At 28.8% G+C, this 24,468-nt stretch carries 22 protein-coding genes and 1 tRNA gene; 13 read left to right on the top strand and 10 right to left on the bottom strand.

Going from position 1 to position 24,468, the window contains the following annotated elements:
* Positions 1–4 precede the first annotated feature (4 nt).
* The 4 genes from folP to ACTTA8_RS00330 are packed head-to-tail and all read left to right on the top strand — an operon-like array spanning position 5 to position 4,494.
* Positions 5–1,057: a dihydropteroate synthase gene (gene folP, locus ACTTA8_RS00315; protein WP_440613999.1), complete on the top strand. Its 1,053-nt coding sequence runs from the start codon at positions 5–7 to the stop codon at positions 1,055–1,057.
* Complete coding sequence (gene glmM / locus ACTTA8_RS00320) at positions 1,057–2,388, top strand: phosphoglucosamine mutase (RefSeq protein ID WP_440653679.1); 1,332 nt, start codon at positions 1,057–1,059, stop codon at positions 2,386–2,388. The genes folP and glmM overlap by 1 nt, the downstream gene beginning before the upstream one ends.
* A 1-nt stretch (position 2,389) precedes the next feature.
* Positions 2,390–3,202 carry a bifunctional hydroxymethylpyrimidine kinase/phosphomethylpyrimidine kinase gene (gene thiD, locus ACTTA8_RS00325; RefSeq protein ID WP_440614001.1) on the top strand — a complete coding sequence of 271 codons (813 nt, stop codon included), beginning with the start codon at positions 2,390–2,392 and terminating at the stop codon, positions 3,200–3,202.
* Complete coding sequence (locus ACTTA8_RS00330; RefSeq protein ID WP_440653681.1) at positions 3,202–4,494, top strand: adenylosuccinate synthase; 1,293 nt, start codon at positions 3,202–3,204, stop codon at positions 4,492–4,494. Before thiD ends, ACTTA8_RS00330 begins: the two co-directional genes overlap by 1 nt.
* Here the strand turns inward: ACTTA8_RS00330 and rpoH are convergent.
* Together rpoH and ACTTA8_RS00340 are read right to left on the bottom strand one after the other, a co-directional pair.
* Positions 4,491–5,372, bottom strand: coding sequence for an RNA polymerase sigma factor RpoH (rpoH, locus tag ACTTA8_RS00335; protein ID WP_440653682.1), 882 nt, complete (start codon positions 5,370–5,372; stop codon positions 4,491–4,493). The genes ACTTA8_RS00330 and rpoH overlap by 4 nt on opposite strands.
* Positions 5,373–5,425: 53 nt before the next feature.
* Positions 5,426–6,406 carry an RluA family pseudouridine synthase gene (locus ACTTA8_RS00340; RefSeq protein WP_440653684.1) on the bottom strand — a complete coding sequence of 327 codons (981 nt, stop codon included), beginning with the start codon at positions 6,404–6,406 and terminating at the stop codon, positions 5,426–5,428.
* A gap of 23 nt (positions 6,407–6,429) precedes the next feature.
* Here ACTTA8_RS00340 and ACTTA8_RS00345 point away from each other — a divergent pair.
* A tRNA-Arg gene (locus tag ACTTA8_RS00345) sits at positions 6,430–6,506 on the top strand.
* Between the two features lies 1 nt (position 6,507).
* Here the strand turns inward: ACTTA8_RS00345 and ACTTA8_RS00350 are convergent.
* Genes ACTTA8_RS00350 through ACTTA8_RS00360 form a run of 3 tightly spaced genes read right to left on the bottom strand, consistent with a single transcriptional unit; the run spans position 6,508 to position 8,956 of the window.
* Entirely contained in the window at positions 6,508–7,299 is a 792-nt protein-coding gene (locus ACTTA8_RS00350) for an ABC transporter permease (protein WP_440653685.1), read from the bottom strand.
* On the bottom strand, positions 7,296–8,024 hold the full coding sequence (locus ACTTA8_RS00355; protein ID WP_440653686.1) for an ABC transporter ATP-binding protein: 729 nt from the start codon (positions 8,022–8,024) through the stop codon (positions 7,296–7,298). Before ACTTA8_RS00355 ends, ACTTA8_RS00350 begins: the two co-directional genes overlap by 4 nt.
* Positions 8,021–8,956, bottom strand: coding sequence for an L-threonylcarbamoyladenylate synthase (locus ACTTA8_RS00360; RefSeq protein ID WP_440653688.1), 936 nt, complete (start codon positions 8,954–8,956; stop codon positions 8,021–8,023). The genes ACTTA8_RS00355 and ACTTA8_RS00360 overlap by 4 nt, the downstream gene beginning before the upstream one ends.
* A 20-nt stretch (positions 8,957–8,976) precedes the next feature.
* Between ACTTA8_RS00360 and ACTTA8_RS00365 the strand changes: the two genes are divergently transcribed.
* From ACTTA8_RS00365 to dxs, 3 genes are read left to right on the top strand one after another with little or no spacing between them, the layout of a single operon-like run.
* The gene (locus ACTTA8_RS00365; RefSeq protein WP_440653689.1) at positions 8,977–9,213 is read left to right on the top strand and encodes an exonuclease VII small subunit; all 237 of its coding nucleotides are present in this window, start codon (positions 8,977–8,979) and stop codon (positions 9,211–9,213) included.
* The gene (locus ACTTA8_RS00370) at positions 9,210–10,082 is read left to right on the top strand and encodes a polyprenyl synthetase family protein (protein WP_440653690.1); all 873 of its coding nucleotides are present in this window, start codon (positions 9,210–9,212) and stop codon (positions 10,080–10,082) included. The genes ACTTA8_RS00365 and ACTTA8_RS00370 overlap by 4 nt, the downstream gene beginning before the upstream one ends.
* A complete protein-coding gene (gene dxs / locus ACTTA8_RS00375) occupies positions 10,079–11,995 on the top strand; it encodes a 1-deoxy-D-xylulose-5-phosphate synthase (protein ID WP_440653691.1) in 1,917 nt (638 codons plus the stop codon). Before ACTTA8_RS00370 ends, dxs begins: the two co-directional genes overlap by 4 nt.
* Before the next feature lie 4 nt (positions 11,996–11,999).
* On the opposite strand, the gene aroC is transcribed toward dxs, so the two are convergent.
* Positions 12,000–13,082: a chorismate synthase gene (gene aroC, locus ACTTA8_RS00380; RefSeq protein WP_440653693.1), complete on the bottom strand. Its 1,083-nt coding sequence runs from the start codon at positions 13,080–13,082 to the stop codon at positions 12,000–12,002.
* A gap of 33 nt (positions 13,083–13,115) precedes the next feature.
* Between aroC and pdxH the strand changes: the two genes are divergently transcribed.
* The gene (gene pdxH / locus ACTTA8_RS00385; protein WP_440653694.1) at positions 13,116–13,742 is read left to right on the top strand and encodes a pyridoxamine 5'-phosphate oxidase; all 627 of its coding nucleotides are present in this window, start codon (positions 13,116–13,118) and stop codon (positions 13,740–13,742) included.
* Here pdxH and ACTTA8_RS00390 read toward each other — a convergent pair.
* On the bottom strand, positions 13,739–14,752 hold the full coding sequence (locus tag ACTTA8_RS00390) for a polyprenyl synthetase family protein (RefSeq protein ID WP_440653696.1): 1,014 nt from the start codon (positions 14,750–14,752) through the stop codon (positions 13,739–13,741). The genes pdxH and ACTTA8_RS00390 overlap by 4 nt on opposite strands.
* A 114-nt stretch (positions 14,753–14,866) precedes the next feature.
* Here ACTTA8_RS00390 and ACTTA8_RS00395 point away from each other — a divergent pair, with 114 nt between their 5' ends.
* The 4 genes from ACTTA8_RS00395 to ppdK are packed head-to-tail and all read left to right on the top strand — an operon-like array spanning position 14,867 to position 21,255.
* Positions 14,867–15,670, top strand: a complete 804-nt coding sequence (locus ACTTA8_RS00395; protein ID WP_440653698.1) for a S49 family peptidase — start codon at positions 14,867–14,869, stop codon at positions 15,668–15,670.
* Positions 15,636–16,532: a glycine--tRNA ligase subunit alpha gene (locus ACTTA8_RS00400; RefSeq protein ID WP_440653700.1), complete on the top strand. Its 897-nt coding sequence runs from the start codon at positions 15,636–15,638 to the stop codon at positions 16,530–16,532. Before ACTTA8_RS00395 ends, ACTTA8_RS00400 begins: the two co-directional genes overlap by 35 nt.
* Positions 16,532–18,598 (top strand): glycine--tRNA ligase subunit beta, encoded by a 2,067-nt coding sequence (gene glyS, locus ACTTA8_RS00405; protein WP_440653702.1) that lies wholly within the window; start codon positions 16,532–16,534, stop codon positions 18,596–18,598. Before ACTTA8_RS00400 ends, glyS begins: the two co-directional genes overlap by 1 nt.
* Positions 18,598–21,255 carry a pyruvate, phosphate dikinase gene (gene ppdK, locus ACTTA8_RS00410; RefSeq protein WP_440653704.1) on the top strand — a complete coding sequence of 886 codons (2,658 nt, stop codon included), beginning with the start codon at positions 18,598–18,600 and terminating at the stop codon, positions 21,253–21,255. Before glyS ends, ppdK begins: the two co-directional genes overlap by 1 nt.
* A gap of 8 nt (positions 21,256–21,263) precedes the next feature.
* On the opposite strand, the gene ACTTA8_RS00415 is transcribed toward ppdK, so the two are convergent.
* The 3 genes from ACTTA8_RS00415 to ACTTA8_RS00425 are packed head-to-tail and all read right to left on the bottom strand — an operon-like array spanning position 21,264 to position 24,440.
* Positions 21,264–21,956 carry a glycosyltransferase family 2 protein gene (locus ACTTA8_RS00415; RefSeq protein ID WP_440653706.1) on the bottom strand — a complete coding sequence of 231 codons (693 nt, stop codon included), beginning with the start codon at positions 21,954–21,956 and terminating at the stop codon, positions 21,264–21,266.
* 23 nt (positions 21,957–21,979) lie between these two features.
* Complete coding sequence (locus tag ACTTA8_RS00420) at positions 21,980–23,245, bottom strand: hypothetical protein (protein ID WP_440653708.1); 1,266 nt, start codon at positions 23,243–23,245, stop codon at positions 21,980–21,982.
* Positions 23,238–24,440, bottom strand: a complete 1,203-nt coding sequence (locus tag ACTTA8_RS00425) for a glycosyltransferase 87 family protein (RefSeq protein ID WP_440653710.1) — start codon at positions 24,438–24,440, stop codon at positions 23,238–23,240. Before ACTTA8_RS00425 ends, ACTTA8_RS00420 begins: the two co-directional genes overlap by 8 nt.
* Positions 24,441–24,468 lie beyond the last annotated feature (28 nt).

Consider the following 24,468-nt stretch of genomic DNA (forward strand, 5'->3'; position numbering starts at 1 on the left):
TATAATGCAAAGATATTACACAAGAGCGTGTAATTTCTATTATGGTAATCAATCAAAAATTTTAGTAAGTAAAAAAAAAGCCATACCATTACATCAAATTAAGGAAATATCGTTTGATCATATTGAAATAATAACTAGAAAATCAAAGAAAAAAATTTCAATTAATCAAATAAAATATTTACCAAATGATTTAAAGAAAAAAGTTAATTTAGATTTAAAAAAAATTAAAACTAAAAAAAAAAATTTTTCTAACTTAGAATTTAAAAAAGTTCCAAATATACTAGGTGTCTTAAATCTTACCCCAGATAGTTTTTCTGATGGAGGAAAATTTAATACAAAACAAAGAGGAATAAGTCATGCTTTTAAACTATATAACGATGGCGCTGATTTAATCGATGTTGGAGGAGAGTCAACAAGACCAGGTTCAAAGACAGTAAATAAAGAAGATGAATGGAAAAGAATTAATGAAATCTTAAAATCTATTGTAAAAAAAATTCCGATTTCTTTGGATACTAGAAAATCTGATATAATGAAAAATGGAATTAAATTAGGTGTAAAACTAATTAATGATGTTTCAGGCTTAAGTTTTGATACAGAAACAATAAACGTATTAAAAAAAAATAAAGTTCCTTTTGTCATTCAGCACACGCTTGGAACACCAGAAAATATGCAAAAAAATCCAAAATATAATAATGAATTACTAGATATTTATGATTTTTTTGAGGAGAAAATAAAACTTCTAAGGTCTAAAGGTATTAAACATAACAATATAATTTTAGACCCTGGAATCGGGTTTGGAAAAAAACTGAAACATAATATGAATTTAATCAGAAGTGTTTCTATTTTTCATTCATTAGGATTTCCTATACTTGTAGGAAATTCTAGAAAAAGATTTATTAGAGATATTTCCAAAAAAAATGATAGCTTTACTAGAATTGGAGGAACAATATCGTCATCATTATATTTGATGACACAAGGAGTTCAGATTTTAAGAATTCATGATGTTAATGAAGTTATGCAAGCAATTAAAGTTTTTAAAGAGATAACAAATAAATAATGGCAAAAAAATATTTTGGAACAGATGGAATAAGAGGAGCTATTAATAGTAAAAATATTAATGGTGATATGTTTTTTAAGTTTGGACTAGCTAGTGGTACATATTTTAAATCCCAAAAGAAAAAAAAACAAACAGCAATAATAGCAAAAGATACAAGATTGTCAGGATATACTCTCGAACCTGCGCTTGTTTCTGGTTTGGTTTCTGCTGGCATGCATGTTTACACATTGGGTCCTTTACCAACCAATGGATTAGCTATGCTTACAAAAGAAATGAAGGCTAATATGGGTATTATGATTACAGCTTCTCATAATCCTCATTATGACAATGGATTAAAATTATTTGGTCCTGATGGAATGAAATTATCAGATAAAATAGAAAAAAAAATAGAAGCTCTTATAGATAAAAAAATATCAAATAACCTTTCCAGTCCTGAAAACTTAGGAAGAGTTAAAAGATTAGAAACAGGAACTAAACAATATATTAAAATATTAAAAAAAAATTTCACAAAAGAGTTCAATTTAAGAGGATTAAGAATTGTTATAGATTGTGCCAATGGTGCTGGTTATAAAGCAGGGCCTGAGTTATTAAAATCATTAGGCGCTAAAGTTATAGCAATAGGTGTAAACCCAAATGGTTTAAACATTAATAAAGATTGTGGCTCAACTTTTCCAAGAAAAATTAGAACAGCTGTAAAAAAATATAAAGCTCATATTGGCATTTCTTTAGATGGAGATGCTGATAGAATTATAATGTGCGATGAAAAAGGTAACATTGTAGATGGTGATCAAATAATAGCTGCTTTAGCTGCAAGATGGAAAAATAAAAAAATGCTAAAAGGTGGTGTTGTTGGAACTCTAATGTCTAATTATGGATTGGAAAAATATTTAAAATCTAAAAGAATAAAATTTTTAAGAGCTAATGTAGGCGATAGATATGTTAAAGAAAAAATGCAAAAATATAAATTTAATTTAGGTGGTGAACAATCAGGACATATTATTTTAGGTAAATTTGCAACAACTGGAGACGGGCTGCTTGTAGCTTTAGAAGTTCTTTTTGCTCTGAGAAAAGGAAAAAAAACGAGTGAATTTTTTCAGAGTTTTAAGAAAACTCCTCAATTATTAGAAAATATAACTGTTAAAGATAAAAATATTATTAATAAACCTGAAATAAAAAAAGTTATAAAATTCGCAGAAAAATTAATTCATGGTAAGGGAAGAGTTTTAGTTAGAAAATCGGGAACAGAAGCTAAAATTAGAGTGATGGCAGAAAGTGATAATAAAATACTTTTATCCAGATGTGTAAAAATGATATCCAAAAAAATAAAATAAATTGAAACCAAATTCGAAAATTTTAATTATTGCTGGTTCAGATTCATCTGGTGGGGCTGGTATACAAGCTGATATTAAAACTGTTACAGCTCTAGGTTCTTATGCGATGACAGCTATAACTGCAGTTACAATTCAAAATACTACAGGTGTGAAATCAATTGTTGGTATTAATCCGAAAGAAATTTTCAATCAAATAGTTTTTACTTCAAAAGATATTAAGCCTGATGCAATCAAAATAGGAATGTTACACTCATCTAATGTTATCAAGATGGTAATTAAAGCATTAAATTTAATTAAAGTTAAAAGTATTATTTTAGACCCTGTCATGGTTGCAAAAGGTGGTGCCAAATTAATAGATAATAAAGCAATTAAGTTATTAAAATCGGAATTAATAAAAAAAGTTTCACTAGTTACCCCTAATATTCCTGAAGCTGAAATTTTGACTGAAACAAAAATCATATCTGTTGAAGATATGATTTACGCTGCAAATAAGCTTATGGAATTTGGAGCTAAAAATGTTCTTATTAAAGGTGGACATTCAAAAAATAAAATAGTTAAGGATGTTTTTGTTAATAAAAAAGATATTAAGATTTTTAATAGTACGCGTTATAAAACAAATAATACTCATGGTACAGGTTGTACTTTATCAAGTGCGGTTACTACATTTGTATCGTGTGGAAAACCAGCAAAGAAATCTTGTGAGCTTGGAATTAAGTATGTAAATTCAGCTATTAAAACAAACCCAAATTATGGAAGAGGTCATGGTCCAATTAACCATCTCACTTCTATAAAAGTAAATAAAAAATTTAATTAATGAAAAACATAGTTGTTGTTGGATCTCAATGGGGTGATGAAGGAAAAGGTAAGATTGTTGATTGGTTATCTGAACAGGCAGATGTAGTTATTAGATTTCAAGGTGGTCATAATGCGGGCCACACTCTTGTTATTGATGGCGTTACTTATAAGCTGAGATTACTTCCATCTGGCATTGTTAGAAAAGGTAAAATATCAATAATTGGTAATGGTGTTGTTGTAGATCCTTGGGCCTTATTGGAAGAAATTGAAGAGATTAAATCTAAAGGTGTAGAAGTAGATGTAGATAACTTCATAATATCAGAATCTGCAAATCTGATTTTGCCATTCCATAGAGAAATGGATGAAATTAGAGAAGATACGGCAGGAAAAAGCAAAATAGGAACTACCAGAAGAGGAATTGGTCCTGCTTATGAGGATAAAGTAGGAAGAAGATCAATAAGGGTTATGGATTTAAGATCAGAAAAAAATTTAGATCAAAGATTAGATTCTGTATTGATACATCATAATGCAATCAGAAAAGGACTTGGAAAAAAAATTTTTGAAAAAGATCAACTTAAATCTGATTTACTCAAAATTGCTCCTAAAATATTAAAATTTTCACAGCCTGTATGGCTTAAAATTGATCAATTTAAAAAGCAAAAAAAGAAAATTTTATTTGAAGGTGCCCAAGGTATTTTACTTGATGTAGATCATGGAACTTATCCTTTTGTAACTTCATCTAATACAGTTGCTTCGAGCGCAGCTACTGGAACAGGCTGTGGTCCTAATTCAATAAACTATGTTTTAGGAATTACAAAAGCTTATACAACAAGAGTAGGGGAAGGGCCTTTTCCAACAGAACTAACTGATGAAGTAGGTGAACTTTTGGGCACACGTGGAAAAGAATTTGGAACTGTTACAAGTAGGAAAAGGAGATGTGGGTGGTTTGATGGTGTTCTAGTAAGACAAACAATTAAAGTTTCAGGTATAGATGGTATAGCTTTAACAAAATTGGACGTTCTTGATGAATTAGATGAAATTAAAATGTGTGTTGCTTATGAACTCGATGGAGAAAAATTAGATTATTTGCCTGCTGCTGTAGAGGATCAAATTAAAATAAAACCAATTTACAAATCTTTTCCAGGCTGGAAAGTGTCTACTAGTGGAATTAAAAATATGGACTCCTTACCTGATAATGCAAAAAAATATATTTTTGCAGTAGAAGATTTTATTGGTGCAAAAATATCTAGTGTCTCTACTAGTCCTGAAAGAGATGATACTATTTTAATTGAAAATCCTTTTGAAGCTTAATTTGCTGGTAATAAATTTTTAGATTTAGCAAGAAGTAGCATTTGTTTTTGAAGTTTTTCAAATGCTTTATTTTCTATTTGTCTAACTCTTTCTCTACTAATTTTATATTTTTTACTTAAATCTTCCAGGGTAGTTGGATCATCATTAAGTCTTCTTGAATACAATATCTCTCTTTCTCTATCATTAAGCACTGTAATAGAATCTTTTAATAAGTCTTTTCTTTGCTCCATTTCCTCATGATGAGCAAATTTTAAATCATGATCAAGCTCTTTATCTACTAACCAGTCTTGCCATTCATCACCATCCTCTCCAACTTGAGCATTCAATGAAAACTCTTTTCCAGAAAGTCTTCTGTTCATTGAAACAACTTCTTCTTTACTCACATCAAGTTTGTTGGCAATATGGTTTACGTGTTCGTCCCTTAAATCACCTTCAGTTTCGGGGGAAATTTGGTTTTTAATTTTTTTTAAATTAAAAAATAATTTTTTTTGAGCAGTTGTTGTTCCAATTTTTACAAGACTCCAAGATCTTAAAATATATTCTTGGATGGATGCTTTAATCCACCACATAGCATAAGTTGCTAATCTAAAACCTTTTTCAGGTTCAAATTTTTTAACAGCCTGCATCAAACCAACATTTCCTTCTGAAATCATTTCATTAATTGGCAGACCATAGCCTTTATATCCCATAGCAATTTTTGCAACTAATCTTAAGTGACTAGTTACTAATTTTTCAGCAGCTTTAATATTTCCAGTTGTTTTCCAATTTTTGGCTAACATATATTCTTCTTCTGCGGCCAACATTGGGAATTTTTTAATCTGTTCTAAATATGCAGAAAGACCACCCTCATTGGATAGTGTAGGAAGATTGTTGCTCATAGTTGTGCTCATAACAGAGTTTATTTAGTTAATTATACTTAATTTTCAATAATTTATTCCTCAATGTTTCTAAGCATTTTTAAAATATTATTTAGTTCTTGAGGCAAAATTGAGGTAAAAATCAGCTCTTTCTGGGTTCTAGGATGAACAAAGCCCAAAGTCTTTGCGTGTAGAAATTGTCTGTCTAAATTTGTAATTGAATTTTGAATGTCAAAATCAACGTTTTTTAATTTTTTATATTTTTTTTTATATTTGTCATCACCAACTAAACTATTTCCTTTATAGTTCATGTGCACTCTGATTTGATGAGTTCTGCCAGTTTCTAATTTGCATTCGACTAAACTTAATGTAGGTATTTTTTTATTTTCGAAAATTTCAATTGTTTTATAGTTTGTTACAGCTTTCTTACCCTTTGAACTGCTCACTTCCATAAGTTGTCTGTTTTTTGAACTACGAGTAATAAATGTTTCTATCCTACCAAAAGATGGTCTTAGCTTTCCCCATATTAAAAGTTGGTATTCTCTAATAATTGTGTGCTTACTGAATTGTTTTGATAAATTTTCATGAGTCTCATTATTTTTTGCCACGACAACTAAACCTGAAGTATTTTTATCAATTCTATGGACAATTCCAGGTCTTAATTCATCCCCAATAGTTGATAAAGATTCTTTATCGTAATGCATCAATGCATTTACAATTGTTTTGTCATAATTGCCTGCTCCAGGATGCATTATAATTCCTGAAGGTTTATCGATTATTAATAAATCAGAATCTTCATAAACAATATTTAATTTAAAATCATAAGGCTTTAGAGATGCAATCTCTGGTTCTGGAATCGTAAGATTTACAACATCACCAATTGAAACTTTTTTAGATGGACTTTTAATTATTTCATTATTTAGTTTTAATTTTTCTTTTAAAATTAAATTTTTAACTCTGGTTCTACTAATAATTTCGTCTCTTTTGTTAATTAATACATCTACTCTTAAATTCCCTTCTTCTTCTTCAACTATAAAATTAATGCTTTTTTCCATAAAATATAATATTAATACTAAATGCGCTTGTAGCTCAACTGGATAGAGCGCCAGATTTCGGCTCTGGAGGTTCAGGGTTCGACTCCTTGCAGGCGCACCATTTACTCTCCAATATTAATTAATGTCCCTTTTTCTCTAGCTTTATCAAACGAAAAATAAAAAGTTGCTATAGCGACTGTGAAATAAAATGCATTTAATGAAAGTGCAATACGAATATTTTCATAGCTAACAATTCCATTGACCAAGATATTTCTGGTTTCTTCAAATATATAAACTAATGGCAATGCGAAAGCTACTGATTGAAATATTTCAGGTAAAATTTCAACTGGATAATAGATACAGCCAAAAGGTGCCAATAAAAACATTGTAGACCATGCAATATTCTCAAAAGATGGCCCAAATCTTAGCAACCCAGCTGATACAAAAAGCCCCAAAGTAATTCCAAAAATGTACAAACTTAAAAAAAGAAAAGCTAATGGTAATCCTAAGTTTAATATAGATATGCCAAACAATGGTGAGGTTAAAAGTATCGCTGGAATTAATCCGATTAAAGCTCTTATTAAAGCGGTGATTACAAGTGCAGTAATTATTTCACTAATTTTCATTGGAGCAATAAACAAATTAGTAAAATTCCTACTCCAAATTTCCTCTAAAAATAACATATTAAAACCAATGCTTGTTCTAAAAAGAAAATCATAAAGAATTGCACAAGACAATATAACTCCAACGGCTCCACTATAGTATGAACTGTGTTCTGCAAAAAAATTCGAAATGAAACCCCAAAGAGTTATCTGGATAGAAGGCCAATATATTAAATCAAGTATTCTAGGGAACGATCTAGTAATTAAATAAAAATGCCTTAAAAATAATCCATATATTCTTGTAATATTCATTTATCTTTCCTAACAATTTCTAAAAAAACTTCTTCCAGGTTTTTTTGTCCATATTTTTTTATCAAATCTTCTGGAGTGCCACTGTCTACGATAGTACCATCTTTCATCATCATAACAGAATTACATAATCTTTTTACTTCATCCATGTTATGAGAAGCCAGCAAAACAGATATTTTTTTTTCTTCTTTATACTTTTCTAAAAAGGTTCTAATAAAATCTGCTGTTTCGGGGTCTAGAGCAGCAGTTGGCTCATCTAACAAGAGCACAGTAGGATCATTAATTAATGCTTTCGCAAGACTGACCCTATTTTTTTGTCCTGATGACAGCTCTCCTGTAATTTTATCTAAAAGATCTCCCAGTCTTAATTTTTCTGAGAGAAAATTAATTCTCTCATTCAAATTTTGAATATTATATAGTTTACCATACACAATTAAATTTTGGTTTACTTTTAATTTTTTTGGCAATTCAATGTAGGGAGAAATAAAATTCATTTTGTGTAGAATTGAAATTTTATTACTTTCAATATTTTTACCGTTAATTAAGACTTGACCACTTGTTGGTTTTAATAATCCTAGTATCATTCCGATTGTTGTTGTTTTTCCGCAACCATTTGGACCTAAAAGTCCTACTATTTCATTTTCATTAATTTTAAAATTAATATTATTAACTGCTTTTTTAGTCTTATATGATTTTGATAGATTTATGACTTCTATTGAGTTTTTCATTTGAAGTTTGATGCCCTCTTGAGTCTGTCATTTATTGTTTTTCCAATTCCTTCATTTGGTATTTTTTCTACAGCTATTGATTTATATTTATCTTTTTTTATTCTCCTTAAAACACTATACAGGTTTCTGGCAGCTTCATTTAAGTTGTTTGTTTTGCTTAAATAATAAATGTCTTTAGATGTATTTTCTCTTTTTTTTAAGAGTACAAAAGCTTCATTTTTTTTGTTTTTTTTTGCATTCCTTCTTAAAGGTATTCCTGGAGAATAGTGTAAAGGAAAAAGACCAGGAGAAATTTTATCTTTTGAATTTATATTAATTATTATTTTTTGATTCAAAGTTTTTTTAATCTTTGAAACACTCAATCCTCCATATCTGAGTAATCTTGGTTTATTTGTTATATTTAATATTGTAGACTCGACACCAATTCTACAAACACCACCATTCAAAATAAATTTTATTTTGTTCCCAAATTCATCTCTGACGTCTGCTGCTTTTACAGCACTTAATCTTGAAGAAATATTAGCACTTGGTGCTGCAACTGGATATTGCAGATTTTTGAGTAACTTTCTAAATAGAGGATGTTTTGGGAATCGTATAGCAACTGTATTTTTATTATTAGTTACAAACTTTGATATTTTAGAATTTTTTTTCAGCTTCAATATATATGTTATTGGTCCTGGAGAAAATTTTTTATAAAGTTTAATAAAATTATTATTTATCTCACAGTCTTCTGAAATTTTTTTCAAATTATAGTAGTGAACAATTAACGGATTGTTAGTAGGTCTTCTTTTTAGGTTAAAAATTTTTTTAACAGCGGTGTCCGAGTATGCATTACCTGCTAGTCCGTATACAGTTTCTGTTGGAACAGCTACACAATGACTTTTATCTAAGTAATTTTTTGCTTTTTTGATGTTTGATTGAATATTTTTCATGTAATAGTAATGATTAATATATGAAAGATAAAAATTTACCACTCGATTATGATAATAGAACGCTTGAAGAGTTAACAGATGAAGCAAATCAAATGATAAAGTCATTAGAAGAAAAAGATGATTTAGATAATTCTGTAGAGAGCTATCAAGAGTTACTAAAATTAAATAATTTAATTGAAAAAAAATTTCAAAAAAATTTAAGATCTATTAGTGCGAATACGAATAAAAAAATTAAGGATATCATTAAGAGAAAGTGAAAAATCAACTTAATAAAATTGCAAAAGATACTAATTTTTTCTTGAAAAAATACATTCAGGAACAAGAAAATTCCAAATTAATTTATGCAATGAAGTATGGATTATTTCCCGGAGGAAAAAAAATTAGATCTAAAATATTAATTGATATTGGATCGTTATTCTCAATTGAATACAAAACATTAATTACAATAGGAGCTGCTGTGGAATGTATTCATGCCTATTCTCTTATTCATGATGATTTACCATGCATGGATAATGATAATATGAGAAGAGGTAAACCATCAGCTCATATTAAATTTGGTGAGTCAACAGCTGTCCTCGCTGGAAATTCATTATTAACAATGGCGTTTGAAATTTTAACTAGCTCAAAGTTAAAGTTGAGGAACAAAATTAAAGTTAAATTAGTAGATAAACTTTCTATGTGTTCAGGACATTTGGGTATAGCGGGTGGTCAATATTTAGATTTAGATTTTGAAAAAAAGAAAGTTTCAAAAAAACAAATTATAGATATGGAAATTAAAAAAACAGGAAAACTTTTTAGTTTTTGTTGTGCAGTCCCAGCAATCATTAAAGAGAAAAGTACAAAGGAAATAAAATTTTTTGAGAGTATTGGCTCTAATATTGGTCTTCTTTTTCAAATAGCAGATGATTTAATAGATTTTAAAGGTAATTCTAAAATTGCTGGGAAAAGAACAAAAAAAGATCAAAAAAAAGGCAAAGCTACACTTATAAGTTTGTTAGGTTATGATGCTTCAATTAAATATTGTGGTAAAATTATTTCAGATATTAATAGAAATTTAAAACTTTATGGTTCAAAATCAAAAAATTTAAACGATACATTAGAATTTATATTGAATAGAAATAAATGAAGAATAATTATAAGTTTTTAGATAATATTAACTTTCCATCCGATTTAAGGAAAGTTTCTGAAAATGATTTACAACAAGTAGCTGATGAAGTTAGAGAAGAGATGATCAGTGCAGTATCTAAAACTGGTGGACACTTAGGTGCAGGTCTAGGGGTTGTTGAGCTGACTGTAGCTCTGCACTATGTTTTTGACACACCTAATGATAGATTAATTTGGGATGTAGGACACCAAGCATATCCACATAAAATTTTAACGGGAAGAAAACAAAAAATTACAACCTTAAGACAAGGCAACGGTTTATCAGGTTTTACCAAAAGATCTGAAAGTGAATATGATCCATTTGGTGCAGCTCATAGTTCCACATCTATATCATCTGCACTTGGCATGGCTGAAGCAAATAAATTAGAAAATAAATCTTCAAATGTAATAGCTGTTATTGGAGATGGTGCAATTAGTGCTGGTATGGCATACGAAGCTATGAATAACGCTGGCGCATCTAAAACTAAAATGATCGTTATATTAAATGATAATGATATGTCTATTGCAAAACCAGTAGGTGCAATGAGAACATATTTAGCAAAGTTATTTACTGGAAAAATCTATTTTAGCTTAAGAGAAACTTTAAAATTAATCACCTCAGCTTTTTCAAAAAGATTTAGTGCTAAAGCTGGTAAGGCAGAAGATTTTTTTCGTTCTGCTGTCACTGGTGGAACACTATTTAGCTCACTTGGTTTCTATTATGCAGGACCAATAGATGGACATGATCTTTCCACACTTGTCCCTATTTTAAGAAATGCTAGAGATTCAAAGCATGAGGGTCCAATTATGATACATATTAAAACTCAAAAAGGAAAAGGATATTCATATGCTGAAAAAGCTAGCGATCACTATCATGGAGTATCAAAATTTAATGTTGAAACTGGAGAGCAACAAAAAAGTGGTTCTAATTTACCCGCTTATACAAAAGTTTTTGCAAATTCACTTGTTAAGCATGCAAAAAAAGACAGCAAAATTGTTGGAATAACTGCGGCAATGCCAAGTGGAACAGGTATGGATATCTTTGGTAAGGAATTTCCAAAAAGAATGTTTGATGTTGGTATTGCTGAACAGCATGCAGTTACTTTTGCTGCGGGTCTTGCTACAGAAGGGTACAAGCCTTATGCAGCAATCTATTCTACCTTTCTTCAAAGAGCTTATGATCAAGTTGTACATGATGTAGCAATACAGAGTCTACCTGTAAGATTTGCAATAGATAGAGCTGGATTAGTTGGTGCAGATGGATCAACGCACGCAGGGTCTTTTGATATTACTTATTTGTCAACTTTACCAAATTTCATTGTGATGGCAGCTAGTGATGAAGCAGAGTTAGTAAAAATGATTAATACTTCAGTTGATATTAATAATAAACCCTGTGCAATAAGATATCCTAGGGGAACAGGCGTTGGAGTTGAACTTCCTTCACTAGAGGAAAAAATAGAGATAGGTAAAGGAAAAATTATTGAACAAGGAACTCAGGTTTGTTTATTGAGTTTAGGAACTAGACTTGAGGAATGCAAATTGGCTGCAGAAGAATTGAAAGCAAAGGGTATTTCAACAACAATTATAGATGCAAGATTTGCCAAACCTTTGGATGAAAATTTAATTTTAAAATCTGCAAGAGAACATGAATTAATGATTACAATTGAAGAAGGTTCTATTGGAGGATTTGGATCCCATGTTAAAAATTTATTAGCTGAAAAAGGAATATTTGATAAAGGTTTAAAATTTAGATCCATGACACTTCCAGATGAATTCTTAGAGCAAGATAATCCAAAAAAAATGTATGATATTGCTGGGCTGAATAGTCCACAAATTACAAAAAAAGTTTTAGAAGTTTTATTTAATAAGGACTCAATTAGAGTGGTAAAAAACTAAATACTTATCTGCACTGAGCCTGATTCATTAGATAGTGGTCTAATAAAACACAATTCATCATAGCTTCTCCAACTGGAACAGCTCTTATTCCTACGCACGGGTCATGCCTTCCTTTAACAGATATTGTGGTATTTTTTCCAAATTTATTAATCGTTTTTCTTGTAATTAAAATTGAAGATGTCGGTTTAACTGCAAATGATGCTATTATTTCTTGTCCAGAAGAAATTCCACCCAAGATACCACCTGCATTATTAGAGTTAAATTTTAATTTATTATTTTTTGATGTTATTTCGTCAGAGTTTTGCTCACCACTCAGTTGTGCAGAATTCATCCCAGCACCAACATTTACTCCTTTAACTGCATTAATACTCATAAAAGCTGATGCAATATCAGAATCTAATTTTGAGTAAATTGGCGCTCCAAGACCCGCTGGGATACCTCTTGCTCTAACCTCTATTACTGCTCCACATGATGACCCTGATTTTCTTACACCAAGTAAATATTTTTCCCATAATTTGATCATGGACTTATCTGGACAAAAGAATGGATTTTTTGAAATAATTTTATCATTCCATTGTGACGTATCACATCCTAAGATTCCTAATTGAGTGACAGCACCTATAACTTTAAATTTTTTTCCCAATTTTTTTTTTAGTACTAGTCTAGCTATAGAACCGGCCGCAACTCTTGAAGCTGTCTCTCTAGCTGAAGATCTTCCTCCACCTCTGTAATCTCTAATGCCATATTTTTTGAAATAGGTAAAGTCCGCATGACCTGGTCTAAATTTATCTTTTATATTTCCATAATCTTTAGATCTCATGTCTTTATTATAAATAATTAGAGAAATTGGTGTGCCAGTAGTTTTTCCTTCAAATACACCTGAAAGTATTTGAACTTTGTCGTCTTCTTTTCTTTGTGTAGTAAATTTTGATTGTCCAGGTTTTCTTTTGTCTAATTCTAATTGAATATCTTTTTCATCTAGATTTATATTTGGAGGACAACCGTCAACTATGCAGCCAATAGCAGGACCGTGAGATTCGCCCCAAGTTGTGAAACGAAATAGCTTTCCAAAAGTGTTAAATGACATTATTTATATTATATAGATTATTTTGTTTAAATTATGAATGAAAAAAACCAACTTGGTATCAATAGCTGCTTTTTAAATTTAGATGACCCTATTAAGTTATTTGAAATATGGATGGAAAAAGCTAAACAGACCGAACCAAATGATCCAAATGCTGTGGCGCTAGCAACTTCAAGTAAAAATAATGTTCCATCTGTCAGAATGGTACTCCTTAAAGGTTTTAATAAAGAGGGATTTGTTTTCTACACTAATTTAAATAGTCGAAAAGGTAACGAACTAAATGAAAATCCTAACGCTTCAATGTGCTTTCATTGGAAAAGTCTTTTAAGACAAGTTAGAATTACTGGAAATGTATCATTAGTTTCTGATGATGTTGCAGATGAATATTATTCTTCAAGAGCATATGAAAGTAGAATTGGTGCATGGGCATCAAATCAGAGCCAAGAATTAAAAAATAGAGATGAATTAATAAATTCAATTAAGGTATATAAAAATAAATATTCTGATGAAACAAAAGTTCCTAGACCAAAACACTGGTCTGGATGGAATTTAAATCCACAAAATATAGAGTTTTGGTTAGATGGAGAAAATAGAATTCATGAAAGATTGCTCTATACAAAAAGCCAGAATGGATTATGGAATAAATCTTTATTAAGTCCTTAAAAATTTCTTGCTAAACTAAAAGATGTAAGTTTTTTAAGAATTTCTTTTTCTTTAGTATCCCTGAATACACTTAATGAATTTGATGCTAAATTAATATAGTGCTGAGCTTTTTGATAGCATTCATTTATAATCTTATGTTTATTAATTAAAGATATAATATTATTAAAATCTTCTTTTGTTCTCTCTTTTTTATTAAATACTTCTTTTAGGCTATTTCTTTCATTGTTTTCTAATTTTTGGTAAAGCAAGATTATTGGTAAAGTAACCTTTCCTTCAAAAAAATCTTTTCCTATTTTTTTTCCAAATAGCTTTAATTCAGAATTATAATCTAATGTGTCATCTGCAATTTGAAAAGTTAACCCTAAATTCCTTCCATAAAATTCTAGCGCATCTTTTTCTTTATTATCTACTTCAGCTAAAATTGCACCTACTTTTGTTGAGGCAGCAAATAGTACTGCAGTTTTGGCAGAGATAATTTTTAGATATGTTTCTTCAAGCATATCAACTTCATTATTATGTTGTAGTTGTAATACTTCTCCCTGGGCAATTTTAGATGAAGTTGATGATAATAATTTTAAAACCTCTATGTTTCCATCTTCTACCATCATCTCAAAGCATCTGCTTAAGAGATAATCTCCAATTAAAACCGAAGAATGATTACTCCAAATTTTATTTAAAGTTTCTTTACCTCTTCTAATCTCACCTTCATCGATAACGTCATCATGCATCAAAGTTGCACTGTGAATAAGTTCTACACAAGCTGCTAAATTTATGTCTCTTGAACCTTTTGAATAACCACATAATTTAGCACTTCCTAATGTCAATAAAGCCCTAAGTCTTTTGCCACCAGTTTCTATATGATAATTAGTCATCTTTTGAACTAATTGAACATCGCTAATTAATTTGGATTTTATTCTTTCTTCAGTCAAAGCTAGTTTTTCTTCAACAGATTCCCTTAATTGAAAATATGAATTATTTATCTGGTTTTTAAGCTGTACTACAGTTCCCATATTAATTTTAAATTAATATAAATAAGCTATATTTATTACTTATCATTTGACGCACCTATTTCTTCAATTATAAGTAGTCTTTATAATCAATTAAATATTCTGTAAGAGATAAATATGTTCTCCTTTTTAAAAAAGAAAAAAATTGTTTCACATATTAAATTAAATGGTGTCATTGGTAATGCAGGTAAATTTAAACAAGGTATTGATTTTGCAGGACAGGAAGAAATTATTAAAAAAGCTTTTTCAATAAAAAAAGCTGCTGCAGTAGCAATATCAATCAATTCTCCAGGAGGTTCACCTGTACAGTCACATTTAATTTATAGTTTTATTCGTCAGCAAGCCAAAAAAAGTAATAAGAAAGTGATTTTTTTTGCAGAAGATGTTGCTGCATCTGGGGGATATCTTATTGCATGTGCTGGAGACGAAATTTATGCAAATTCAAGTTCAATTATTGGGTCTATAGGTGTTATATATTCATCATTTGGTTTTACTGAATTAATTAAGAAAATAGGTGTTGAGAGAAGAGTTCACACAGCTGGAAAGAATAAGAGCACACTCGATCCTTTTATGGAAGAAAAGGAAGAAGATATTCAAAGACTTAAAAATATTCAATTAGATTTACATCAAGATTTCATAAATGTGGTTGAAAAAAGTCGTGGAGCAAAATTAAATAAAATGGAAGTGGAGTTATTTTCTGGTGAATTTTGGTCAGGCTCTAGAGCTAAAAACTTAGGATTAATAGATGACATAGGAGATGCTCATGAAATCTTAAAAGAAAAGTTTGGTGAAGATGTCGTAATTAAAAAATTTGAAAAAACAAAAGGATGGTTAAGTCAAAAACTTTCATCTTCAAATCATGTTGACCAATTTGCAAATATTTTAGATGAAAGATCAATCTGGCAAAGATATGGTTTCTAAATCAAAAGAGAAAATTCTTACATTTCAAGATACAATTTTAAATCTTCAAAAGTTTTGGAGTAAAAAAGGATGTGTAGTTCTCCAACCTTATGACATGGAAGTAGGAGCAGGCACATTTCATCCAGCAACTACATTGAGGTCATTAGGGTCTAAACCTTGGAAGACAGCATATGTGCAACCATCAAGAAGACCTACAGACGGAAGGTATGGAGATAATCCAAATAGACTTCAACATTATTATCAATTTCAAGTTCTTATAAAACCTTCGCCTGAAAATATTAAAAAACTTTACCTCAATAGTTTATCATCTATAGGAATTGATCATTCAGAACATGACATTAGATTTGTAGAAGACGACTGGGAAAGTCCAACATTGGGCGCTGCTGGTCTTGGTTGGGAGGTATGGTGTGATGGCATGGAAATTACTCAATTTACTTATTTTCAACAGATGGCAGGATTTGAGTGCAAACCTGTTTCTGTAGAAATTACATATGGATTAGAAAGAATATGTATGTTTATTCAGCAGCAAAAAAATGTCTACGATCTGTTATGGAATGATGATGGTGTAAAATATAAAGAAGTATTTCATCAAGCTGAGAGAGAATTTTCAGCATATAATTTTGAACATGCAAATATAGAGTCACTTTTTAAAATGTTTGATATGCACGAGTTGGAAGCAAAGTCATTAGTTGAAAAAAAAATTTCACTACCAGCTTACGATCAATGTTTAAAAGCAAGTCATGTATTTAATATATTAGATGCACGCGGAGCAATTAGTGTTGCTCAAAGAGCAGAATATATTGCAAGAATAAGAGATATTACAAAATCAACTGCTAGTATTTGGTTAGATAGTCAAAAATAATGTCTGAATTTTTCTTAGAATTGTTTAGCGAGGAAATACCTTCAAATTTACAAAAAAATTTAAGAGAAAATTTACTAAAAAGTTTTAATGAATTTTTTTTAGAAAAATCTATTAAATTTAAAAAAAGTTCGTCTTACTCGACACCCAATAGGTTATTAATTTTGTTTGAGGGGGTTGAAAAGAAGATAGTTTTAAAATCCGAGGAAATAAAAGGTCCGAGCACAAAGTCTCCAGATGCTGCGTTGGAGGGATTTGCGAGATCAAATGGTGTTTCAAAAAAAGAGTTGTTTATAAAAAAAACAGATAAAGGTGAGTTCTATTTTTACAAAACTAGATCAAAAAAATTAGATACTCATACATTATTAGAAGAAGCCATACCTCAAATACTGAATAAAATTCAATGGAAAAAGTCAATGAAATGGTCAAATTACGAGCTGTTATGGGGTAGGCCGTTAAAATCTATATTATCCATCTTTGATAAAAAAAAACTAAATTTTAAATTTCATCATTTCATTTCATCTAATTCGACATTTATAGATAAAGAATTTGAAGAAAAGAAAAAACTATTTTCAGACTTTAAAACATATAAAAATTTTTTTAAAAAAAAGGATATACTTATCGATCACGCTGAGAGAAAAAATTTAATAGAAAAAAAATTCGATATTATTTTAAAAAAAAGAAATATAAGTATTGATATCAATTCTAAGCTTCTTCAGGAAGTAGTTGATTTAACTGACCAACCTAACGTAATTGTTTGTGAATTTGATAAAAAATTTTTAAATATACCTAAAGAGATTTTAATACTAACCATGCAGTATCACCAAAAGTATTTTCCTACTTTTGATAAAAAAGGAAACATTACAAATCAATTTTTGGTAGTAGCAAACAATAAAGATAAAAAAGGATTAATTAAACTAGGAAATGAAAGAGTCGTTGATGCAAGATTAAGTGATGCAGAATTTTTCTGGCAGAAAGATAAAGCTCAAAACATGGTCAAAAAAATTTCTAATTTAAAATTAATGAATTATTTCAAAGGTCTTGGAAATTATTTTGATAAAGCTCAAAGAATGAGAAAGCTTGGTGCTATTATTTCTGATGAGTTATTAATTAGTAAAGAAAAAGTGGAATTGTCAGCATCGATTAGCAAAGTAGACTTGTTATCTGAATTGGTTGGTGAATTTCCAGAACTTCAAGGGATTATGGGAGGTTATTTTGCAAATGTGCAAGGTTTTGATAAAGAAATATCATTTGCTGTTAGCGAGCAATATTTGCCCGTTGGATCTGGAACAAAAATTCCAAAAAAACCTTATAGCATTGCTTTATCCTTAGCTGACAAGATTGATACTTTAGTTGGATTTTTTGGTATAAATCAAAAACCAACAAGTTCCAAGGATCCTTTTGCCTTAAGAAGATTAGCATTAGGTGTTGTTAGAATTATAATTGAAAATAAAAAAGATTTTAAAATTAGAGATTTAATAAATTATTCTTCAAGCTTGTATCAGGATCAAGGGTTTGAATTTGAGAATAAATCTTTACAAAAAGAATTACTAGATTTTCTATTAGAGAGATTAAAATATTATATGAAAGAGGAAAATATCCGAAACGACATAATACAAGCTTCAATAAACTCTTCTAACTTAGATCAATCTGTAACTATTTTTAATAAAGCAAAAAATTTAAATAAAATAATAAATAAACAAAACGGAATAGATATTATTTCAAGCTATAAAAGAGCATCAAATATTCTAGAAAGTGAATTAAAAAAAGATAAAATTGAATTATCTAACACAACTGACCCTGGTATTTTTAAAACTGAACTTGAAAAAAATCTATTTAAAAAAATTAATGAATTGAGGAAATATTTTTCAAGAATTAATAATGATGAAAATTTTGTTCAAACATTGGACAATTTAGCAAGTATTAAAAAAGAGGTATTTGATTTTTTTGATAATGTAATTGTAAATGAGGATGATTTGGTAATTAAGAAAAATAGGCTGGAACTAATTCAAATGATGTGTAAAACATTCGACAATTATGTTAATTTTTCTTTAATCGAGTCTAGCTAATGAAGAAACTCATATTAAACTTTAATTCGAAACAATCTAAAAGTATTAAAAATCCAAAAAATTTTTTAGGCGGAAAAGGTGCTAACCTTTCTGAAATGGGCAGAATGGGTTTGCCAGTTCCTCCTGGTTTTACAATATCTACTAAAGTTTGTGAGATTTTTTATAAAGATAAGAAAAAATTGAATAAAAATTTAATTTCTCAAATTAAAAAAGAATTACAAATTATAGAAAAGGATGTTTCTAAAAAATTTGGAGACTTAAAAAATCCTTTGTTATTATCTGTTAGATCGGGTGCTAGAGTATCTATGCCAGGAATGATGGATACAATTCTTAATTTAGGTTTAAATGATAAAACAGTAAATGCGTTAGCTTTGAAAACTTCCAATGGGCGATTTGCCAAAGACAGTTATAGAAGATTTATTCAAATGTATGGAAACGTTGTGATGGGTGTAGAGAGCTATCATTTTGAAGAATTAATTGAAAATTACAAATTAACAAAAGGTGTTTTGTTAGACACAGACTTAGATGAAAATGATTGGGATGGTTTAATTGAAGATTTCAAAAGAACAGTAAAAGAAAAAACAAAAAAAGAATTTCCTCAAGATGTATTTCAACAATTATTTGGAGCAATTAGTGCTGTATTTTTATCATGGGAAAGCAATAGAGCAAAAGTCTACAGAAAATTAAATCAAATACCAGCAGAATGGGGAACAGCAGTCAACGTTCAATCAATGGTTTTTGGTAATATGGGTGATGATTGTGCTACTGGAGTTGTATTTACAAGAAATCCATCAGATGGATCAAATGAAATATATGGTGAGTACTTAATTAATGCACAAGGCGAGGACGTTGTTGCTGGTACAAGAACACCTCAATACATAACTAAGAAGGCAAGAAAAAATGCTAAAGTTGAAGAACCTTCAATGGAGGAGTCTTTGCCAAAAGTTTTCAAAGAATTAAAAAAAATTTTAAAAAAATTGGAAAAACATTACAAAGATATGCAAGATGTAGAATTTACGGTTGAGAATAATAAACTGTGGATGCTTCAAACTAGATCAGGGAAAAGAACTGCAAAATCTGCGGTAAAGATTGCAGTTGATATGGTTAAGGAAAAATTAATATCAAAAAAAGAAGCAGTATTAAGAATTGATCCAAATTCTTTAGATACACTTTTGCATCCTACACTTGATGAAAAGAGTACAATCAATGTAATAGCAAATGGTTTACCTGCTTCACCAGGTGCAGCAAGTGGTAAAGTGGTATTTACTTCAGAGGAAGCTGAAAGATTAACTTCGATGATGCAAGACACTATCTTAGTAAGAGTAGAAACCTCACCTGAAGATATACAAGGAATGCATGCTGCAAAAGGAATTTTGACAGCTAGAGGAGGAATGACGAGTCATGCTGCAGTAGTTGCAAGGGGAATGGGAAGACCATGCGTATCTGGCTCAAGTGAAATTGATATAAATTATGAGATGAAGACATTTAAAACATCTTCAATGGAAATTAAAGAAGGGGACATCATTACTATAGATGGATCAACCGGTAGAATTATATCAGGAAGTGTGGCAACAGTTAAACCGGAGATATCTGGAGATTTTTCCAAGTTAATGACTTGGGCAGATAGTTTTAGAAAATTAAATATTAGAACAAATTCTGAAACACCTAAGGATACCAAAACAGCAAAAGATTTTGGAGCAGAAGGAATTGGTCTTTGCAGAACAGAACACATGTTTTTTGATGAAGAAAGAATTTTATCAGTAAGGGAAATGATTTTATCGAAAACAAAAGAAGATAGATCAATTGCATTAAAAAAACTTTTACCTCATCAAAAAAAGGATTTTGTTGAAATATTTAAAATTATGAATGGATTACCAGTTACAGTAAGATTGTTAGATCCACCTCTTCATGAGTTTTTGCCTCGAACAGAGAAAGAGATTAATGAAGTAGCAAATATTGTTAATCTTCCAGCAAAAGAGGTAGTATCTAGAATTGACGAATTGCATGAACAAAATCCTATGCTAGGTCATAGGGGATGTAGACTTGGAATATCTTTTCCTGAAATATATGAAATGCAATGTAGAGCAATATTTGAAGCTTTAGCTGAGCTTAAAAAAGAAAAAATTAAATCTGCTTTTCCAGAAATTATGATCCCATTAGTGTCTACTGAAGCAGAAATAAAAATTATGAAAGATTTAGTAATTAAAATTGCAAGTGAAGTTCAAAAAGAGCATAAATTAAATATTGAGTTTATGGTAGGTACGATGATTGAGCTTCCTAGAGCGGCTATAAAAGCCAAAGATATTGCAAAACATGCTGATTTTTTTAGCTTTGGAACTAATGATTTAACCCAAACTACATTTGGAATAAGTAGAGATGATAGTGGAAAATTTTTGAATGATTATATAGATAATAAAATTTTTTCAATTGATCCGTTTATTTCGATAGATGATGGAGTTGGAGATTTAATAAAAATAGCTGTTGAAAGGGGAAAAAGTCAAAATAAAAATATAAAACTTGGAATTTGTGGAGAACACGGTGGTGATCCTAATAGTATTTTATTTTGTTCAAAAGCAGGTTTGAATTACGTTTCTTGTTCTCCTTATAGAGTTCCAGTAGCAAGATTAGCAGCAGCTCAGGCTGAACTAAGAAATTAAATTTTAAATTATTTAAAAAGATTATATTTTAAAATACAGTAAATTGCCGCAAAACCATCTTTCCAACTAATCTTTTTACCTTCTTCATAAGTTCTGCCATAATATTTTATTCCCACTTCAAAAATTTTTAATTTTTTTTTTGCAATTTTAGCAGTTATTTCTGGTTCAAAACCAAACCGATTTTCTTCTAAAACAATGTTAGCAAGCACCTCCTTCTTAAACGCTTTATATCCCACTTCCATATCGGTTAAATTAAGGTTTGTTAGAGCATTAGAGAACAAAGTTAATAAATAATTACCAATCCTATGCCAAAAAAACAAAACTCTTTTTTCACCACTACCTAAAAATCTAGATCCAAAAACTACATCAGCTCTGTTTTCAATTATAGGTTTTAGAATTTTTTCATAGTCACTTGGATCATATTCTAGATCACCATCTTGTATTAGAATAATATCACCTGAAGCTACTTCAATTCCTCTTTTAACTGAAAAGCCTTTACCATAATTTTTTTCGTTATTAATCAACTTAATTTTTGATAAAAAAAATTCTTCAATTAAAGATTTTGTATTATCAGTTGAGGAGTCGTTTATTACAATTATTTCTTTATCAAAGTTGTTTTGTTTTAAGACCTTATTAAGAATTATTTTTATAGTATTCTCCTCATTATAAACAGGAATAATTATTGAAATTAATTTTGCCATTATATATTTAATTTTTAGATTATTTATTTTTGGTCATTTTTTTTAAATCTTTTTTCAAACATAAATTTGTCCTCTTTAATATCAACAAAATATATTTTGTATGCAGCTTCAAATTTTTTGTAAAGGCCTCCCCAAATACTGATCTTTTTCTCCTCTAAGTTGCCACCGTGTGGCAATCTAATGAAAAAACAATAAATAATTACAAATATTAATAAAATAATTTTTGGAATTGAAGTTTTTATTTTTGATAAATCAGTATTTGAATTTTGTATTGGATATTGTGCAAAAAAAGCAAAACTTATCATACTTATTATGTGTAACCATCTACCAGTATCTCCGATTGCAAAAAAAGTAAGGTAGGGAATTAAACTTAAATAAAAATAGGTATAGTTATCTTTCATTATATTAATCAAATTTCTCTTTTTAAAGTTGATAAATAAAATTTGAAATGGAAGCACACCTAAGATTAAAAAAAATAAGTTTATTTTTAAATTATAAGTATTAAATAAATTAGTATTTAATTCATGAGCTAAAATATTAATATTTCCTTCTGAGCTTGACGCGACTGTTATAGCGCTTGCCCATAGACCTCTACCATCTAACTTATCAATCATTGAATTAATTATTTCTAATTCAACTGGAATAGTGAAAACTAAAATAGATGCTAAAATAAGAGTACTGAAAAAATATGTTAATTCATTTAATTTTTTGCTTGCCTCTTTGTAAATTGATCTAATTAAAAAAAAATGAAATGGGATTGACCAACATTGAATTTCATGAATAAAAATTGAGAAGAGACTAATAGGAAATACTATCAGCGAGAATCGCTTATGGTATTCTTTAAAATTAATTTTTTTTGCTCTAAATAAATTTGCAATGTAACTGTGAAATAATATTAAAAATATTGAAATAACGTCAAATCTTTGAAAACCACCTAAATCATTAAAAGAAAATATTATTAATGTTGGCGATAATGCAAGAAAAATTAAAATTAGATTATATTTGATATATTTTCTAATGATAAGAAAATATAAAATTATATTTATTAAATAAAAAAAAATAAAAAATAAATTAAATGTATTAATAAATTCAATTTGTAATTTATTTTCTAAATAAATTGCGAATGTTCCAAATAAACCTCTTTTTACAAAACCGTCACTGTAATTAATATGAGCTTGAGAAAAAGTCCAAAAATTTATTATATATTGAGTAGATAAGTAAAATAAATAAATAAACAATGATAATACAAAAAAAAATAAAATATAAAATAATGTTTTGTTTTTAGTCATTTTCGTTTTTATTGCTTTCAGTAAGATAGATTTTGTTATCAATGTTAATAATTAATAAAAATAATAATATCAAAATGTTTGCATAAGAAATTAAATATTCAAAAAAGTTTAATGATGATGTTTGATAATTTAATAATTTCATGAATTTAACTATGTAAATTTCAAAACCTTTAAAAAACTGAAGAAAATAAATTATTATAATCAATGAAATCTTTGAGTTTAAATTGGAAAAGTTTTTAATCGAAAAAATTAACATGGGTAACAGTAAAACATAGTCATGTGGATAATGCGGTAAAAAAATAAGAGAAATAAGAGTTAAGCAGGATAATTTTTGTAAATCGTCCTTAATTTTTGATATTCTCTGTATAAAGAAAATGCTCACAATTAAAGACAGAAGAATTAAAAAAACACCATTATAATTAAAATTTTCAATGTTTATAATTTCTAAAATTGAAAATAAAAATTTGTTTTTAGGCATGTCATTTAAAGTCTCACCAATTATTTGATTTTCTATAGCTAATTGAAAAGGTTGAAACATTGTGTCAAATAGATTTGATTTTGTTAAAAAGCTGTAAAAAATCCAACCAATAAGAACAGGTAACCCTGACAAAAATAGCTTTTTAAAATCTTTTAAAAATAAAAAATAAAAAAAAAGGGAATATCCAATTGTGTATTTAAAGTAACATATACCTGATAGAAAAGACGTTAATTTGGAATTAAATAAAAATGGCATAGAAAAAAATAATAAAATAAGAAGTGTATGTTGTCCTGTAATGAGTTGAACTTTGGTAACAATACAGCAGCTAAAAAAAAATATAACTAAATAGCTTTCAATTTTTGATAATGAAAATTTTTGACATAATTTTATTGGTAAAAAGATTAGTATGAAAAGGTTTGTTGCAAACCAAAAAATTTTAGCTACAGGCCATTCCAATAATCCAAAAGGTATTAAAATCACATATAATCCATGAAGATATTCTCCATATTGCGACATTAGAATTTTTTCAGTGTTTCCTTCAAGCATGTACTGATAGTGATTTATATTTTCCAACATAATTTTTGTTGGGGACCATTGGAAGTCATGATGTCCAGAGATAGAAAAAATTTCTTTAATTACAGGAATATAAATACTAACAGCTATTGAACTTAATAATATAAATAGGATGAAATCTATTTTTTTTTGAATAATTTTCATTTTCAATTTCAAGAGATAAAACTTATAT

The sequence above is a fragment of the Candidatus Pelagibacter sp. HIMB1506 genome, assembly GCF_052047935.1.
GTDB lineage: Bacteria > Pseudomonadota > Alphaproteobacteria > Pelagibacterales > Pelagibacteraceae > Pelagibacter.

Excerpts from the sequence above, each read along its gene's own strand:
- ACTTA8_RS00340 (WP_440653684.1), bottom strand. The coding sequence starts at position 6,406 with ATGGAAAAAAGCATTAATTTTATAGTTGAAGAAGAAGAAGGGAATTTA.
- ACTTA8_RS00365 (WP_440653689.1), top strand. The coding sequence starts at position 8,977 with ATGAAAGATAAAAATTTACCACTCGATTATGATAATAGAACGCTTGAA.
- dxs (WP_440653691.1), top strand. The coding sequence starts at position 10,079 with ATGAAGAATAATTATAAGTTTTTAGATAATATTAACTTTCCATCCGAT.
- ppdK (WP_440653704.1), top strand. The coding sequence starts at position 18,598 with ATGAAGAAACTCATATTAAACTTTAATTCGAAACAATCTAAAAGTATT.
- ACTTA8_RS00420 (WP_440653708.1), bottom strand. The coding sequence starts at position 23,245 with ATGACTAAAAACAAAACATTATTTTATATTTTATTTTTTTTTGTATTA.
- ACTTA8_RS00360 (WP_440653688.1), bottom strand. The coding sequence starts at position 8,956 with ATGAAAAATATTCAATCAAACATCAAAAAAGCAAAAAATTACTTAGAT.
- ACTTA8_RS00425 (WP_440653710.1), bottom strand. The coding sequence starts at position 24,440 with ATGAAAATTATTCAAAAAAAAATAGATTTCATCCTATTTATATTATTA.
- ACTTA8_RS00355 (WP_440653686.1), bottom strand. The coding sequence starts at position 8,024 with ATGAAAAACTCAATAGAAGTCATAAATCTATCAAAATCATATAAGACT.
- ACTTA8_RS00330 (WP_440653681.1), top strand. The coding sequence starts at position 3,202 with ATGAAAAACATAGTTGTTGTTGGATCTCAATGGGGTGATGAAGGAAAA.
- rpoH (WP_440653682.1), bottom strand. The coding sequence starts at position 5,372 with ATGAGCAACAATCTTCCTACACTATCCAATGAGGGTGGTCTTTCTGCA.
- ACTTA8_RS00395 (WP_440653698.1), top strand. The coding sequence starts at position 14,867 with ATGTTCTCCTTTTTAAAAAAGAAAAAAATTGTTTCACATATTAAATTA.
- glmM (WP_440653679.1), top strand. The coding sequence starts at position 1,057 with ATGGCAAAAAAATATTTTGGAACAGATGGAATAAGAGGAGCTATTAAT.
- pdxH (WP_440653694.1), top strand. The coding sequence starts at position 13,116 with ATGAATGAAAAAAACCAACTTGGTATCAATAGCTGCTTTTTAAATTTA.
- aroC (WP_440653693.1), bottom strand. The coding sequence starts at position 13,082 with ATGTCATTTAACACTTTTGGAAAGCTATTTCGTTTCACAACTTGGGGC.
- folP (WP_440613999.1), top strand. The coding sequence starts at position 5 with ATGCAAAGATATTACACAAGAGCGTGTAATTTCTATTATGGTAATCAA.
- ACTTA8_RS00400 (WP_440653700.1), top strand. The coding sequence starts at position 15,636 with ATGAAAGATCAATCTGGCAAAGATATGGTTTCTAAATCAAAAGAGAAA.
- ACTTA8_RS00415 (WP_440653706.1), bottom strand. The coding sequence starts at position 21,956 with ATGGCAAAATTAATTTCAATAATTATTCCTGTTTATAATGAGGAGAAT.
- ACTTA8_RS00350 (WP_440653685.1), bottom strand. The coding sequence starts at position 7,299 with ATGAATATTACAAGAATATATGGATTATTTTTAAGGCATTTTTATTTA.
- ACTTA8_RS00390 (WP_440653696.1), bottom strand. The coding sequence starts at position 14,752 with ATGGGAACTGTAGTACAGCTTAAAAACCAGATAAATAATTCATATTTT.
- glyS (WP_440653702.1), top strand. The coding sequence starts at position 16,532 with ATGTCTGAATTTTTCTTAGAATTGTTTAGCGAGGAAATACCTTCAAAT.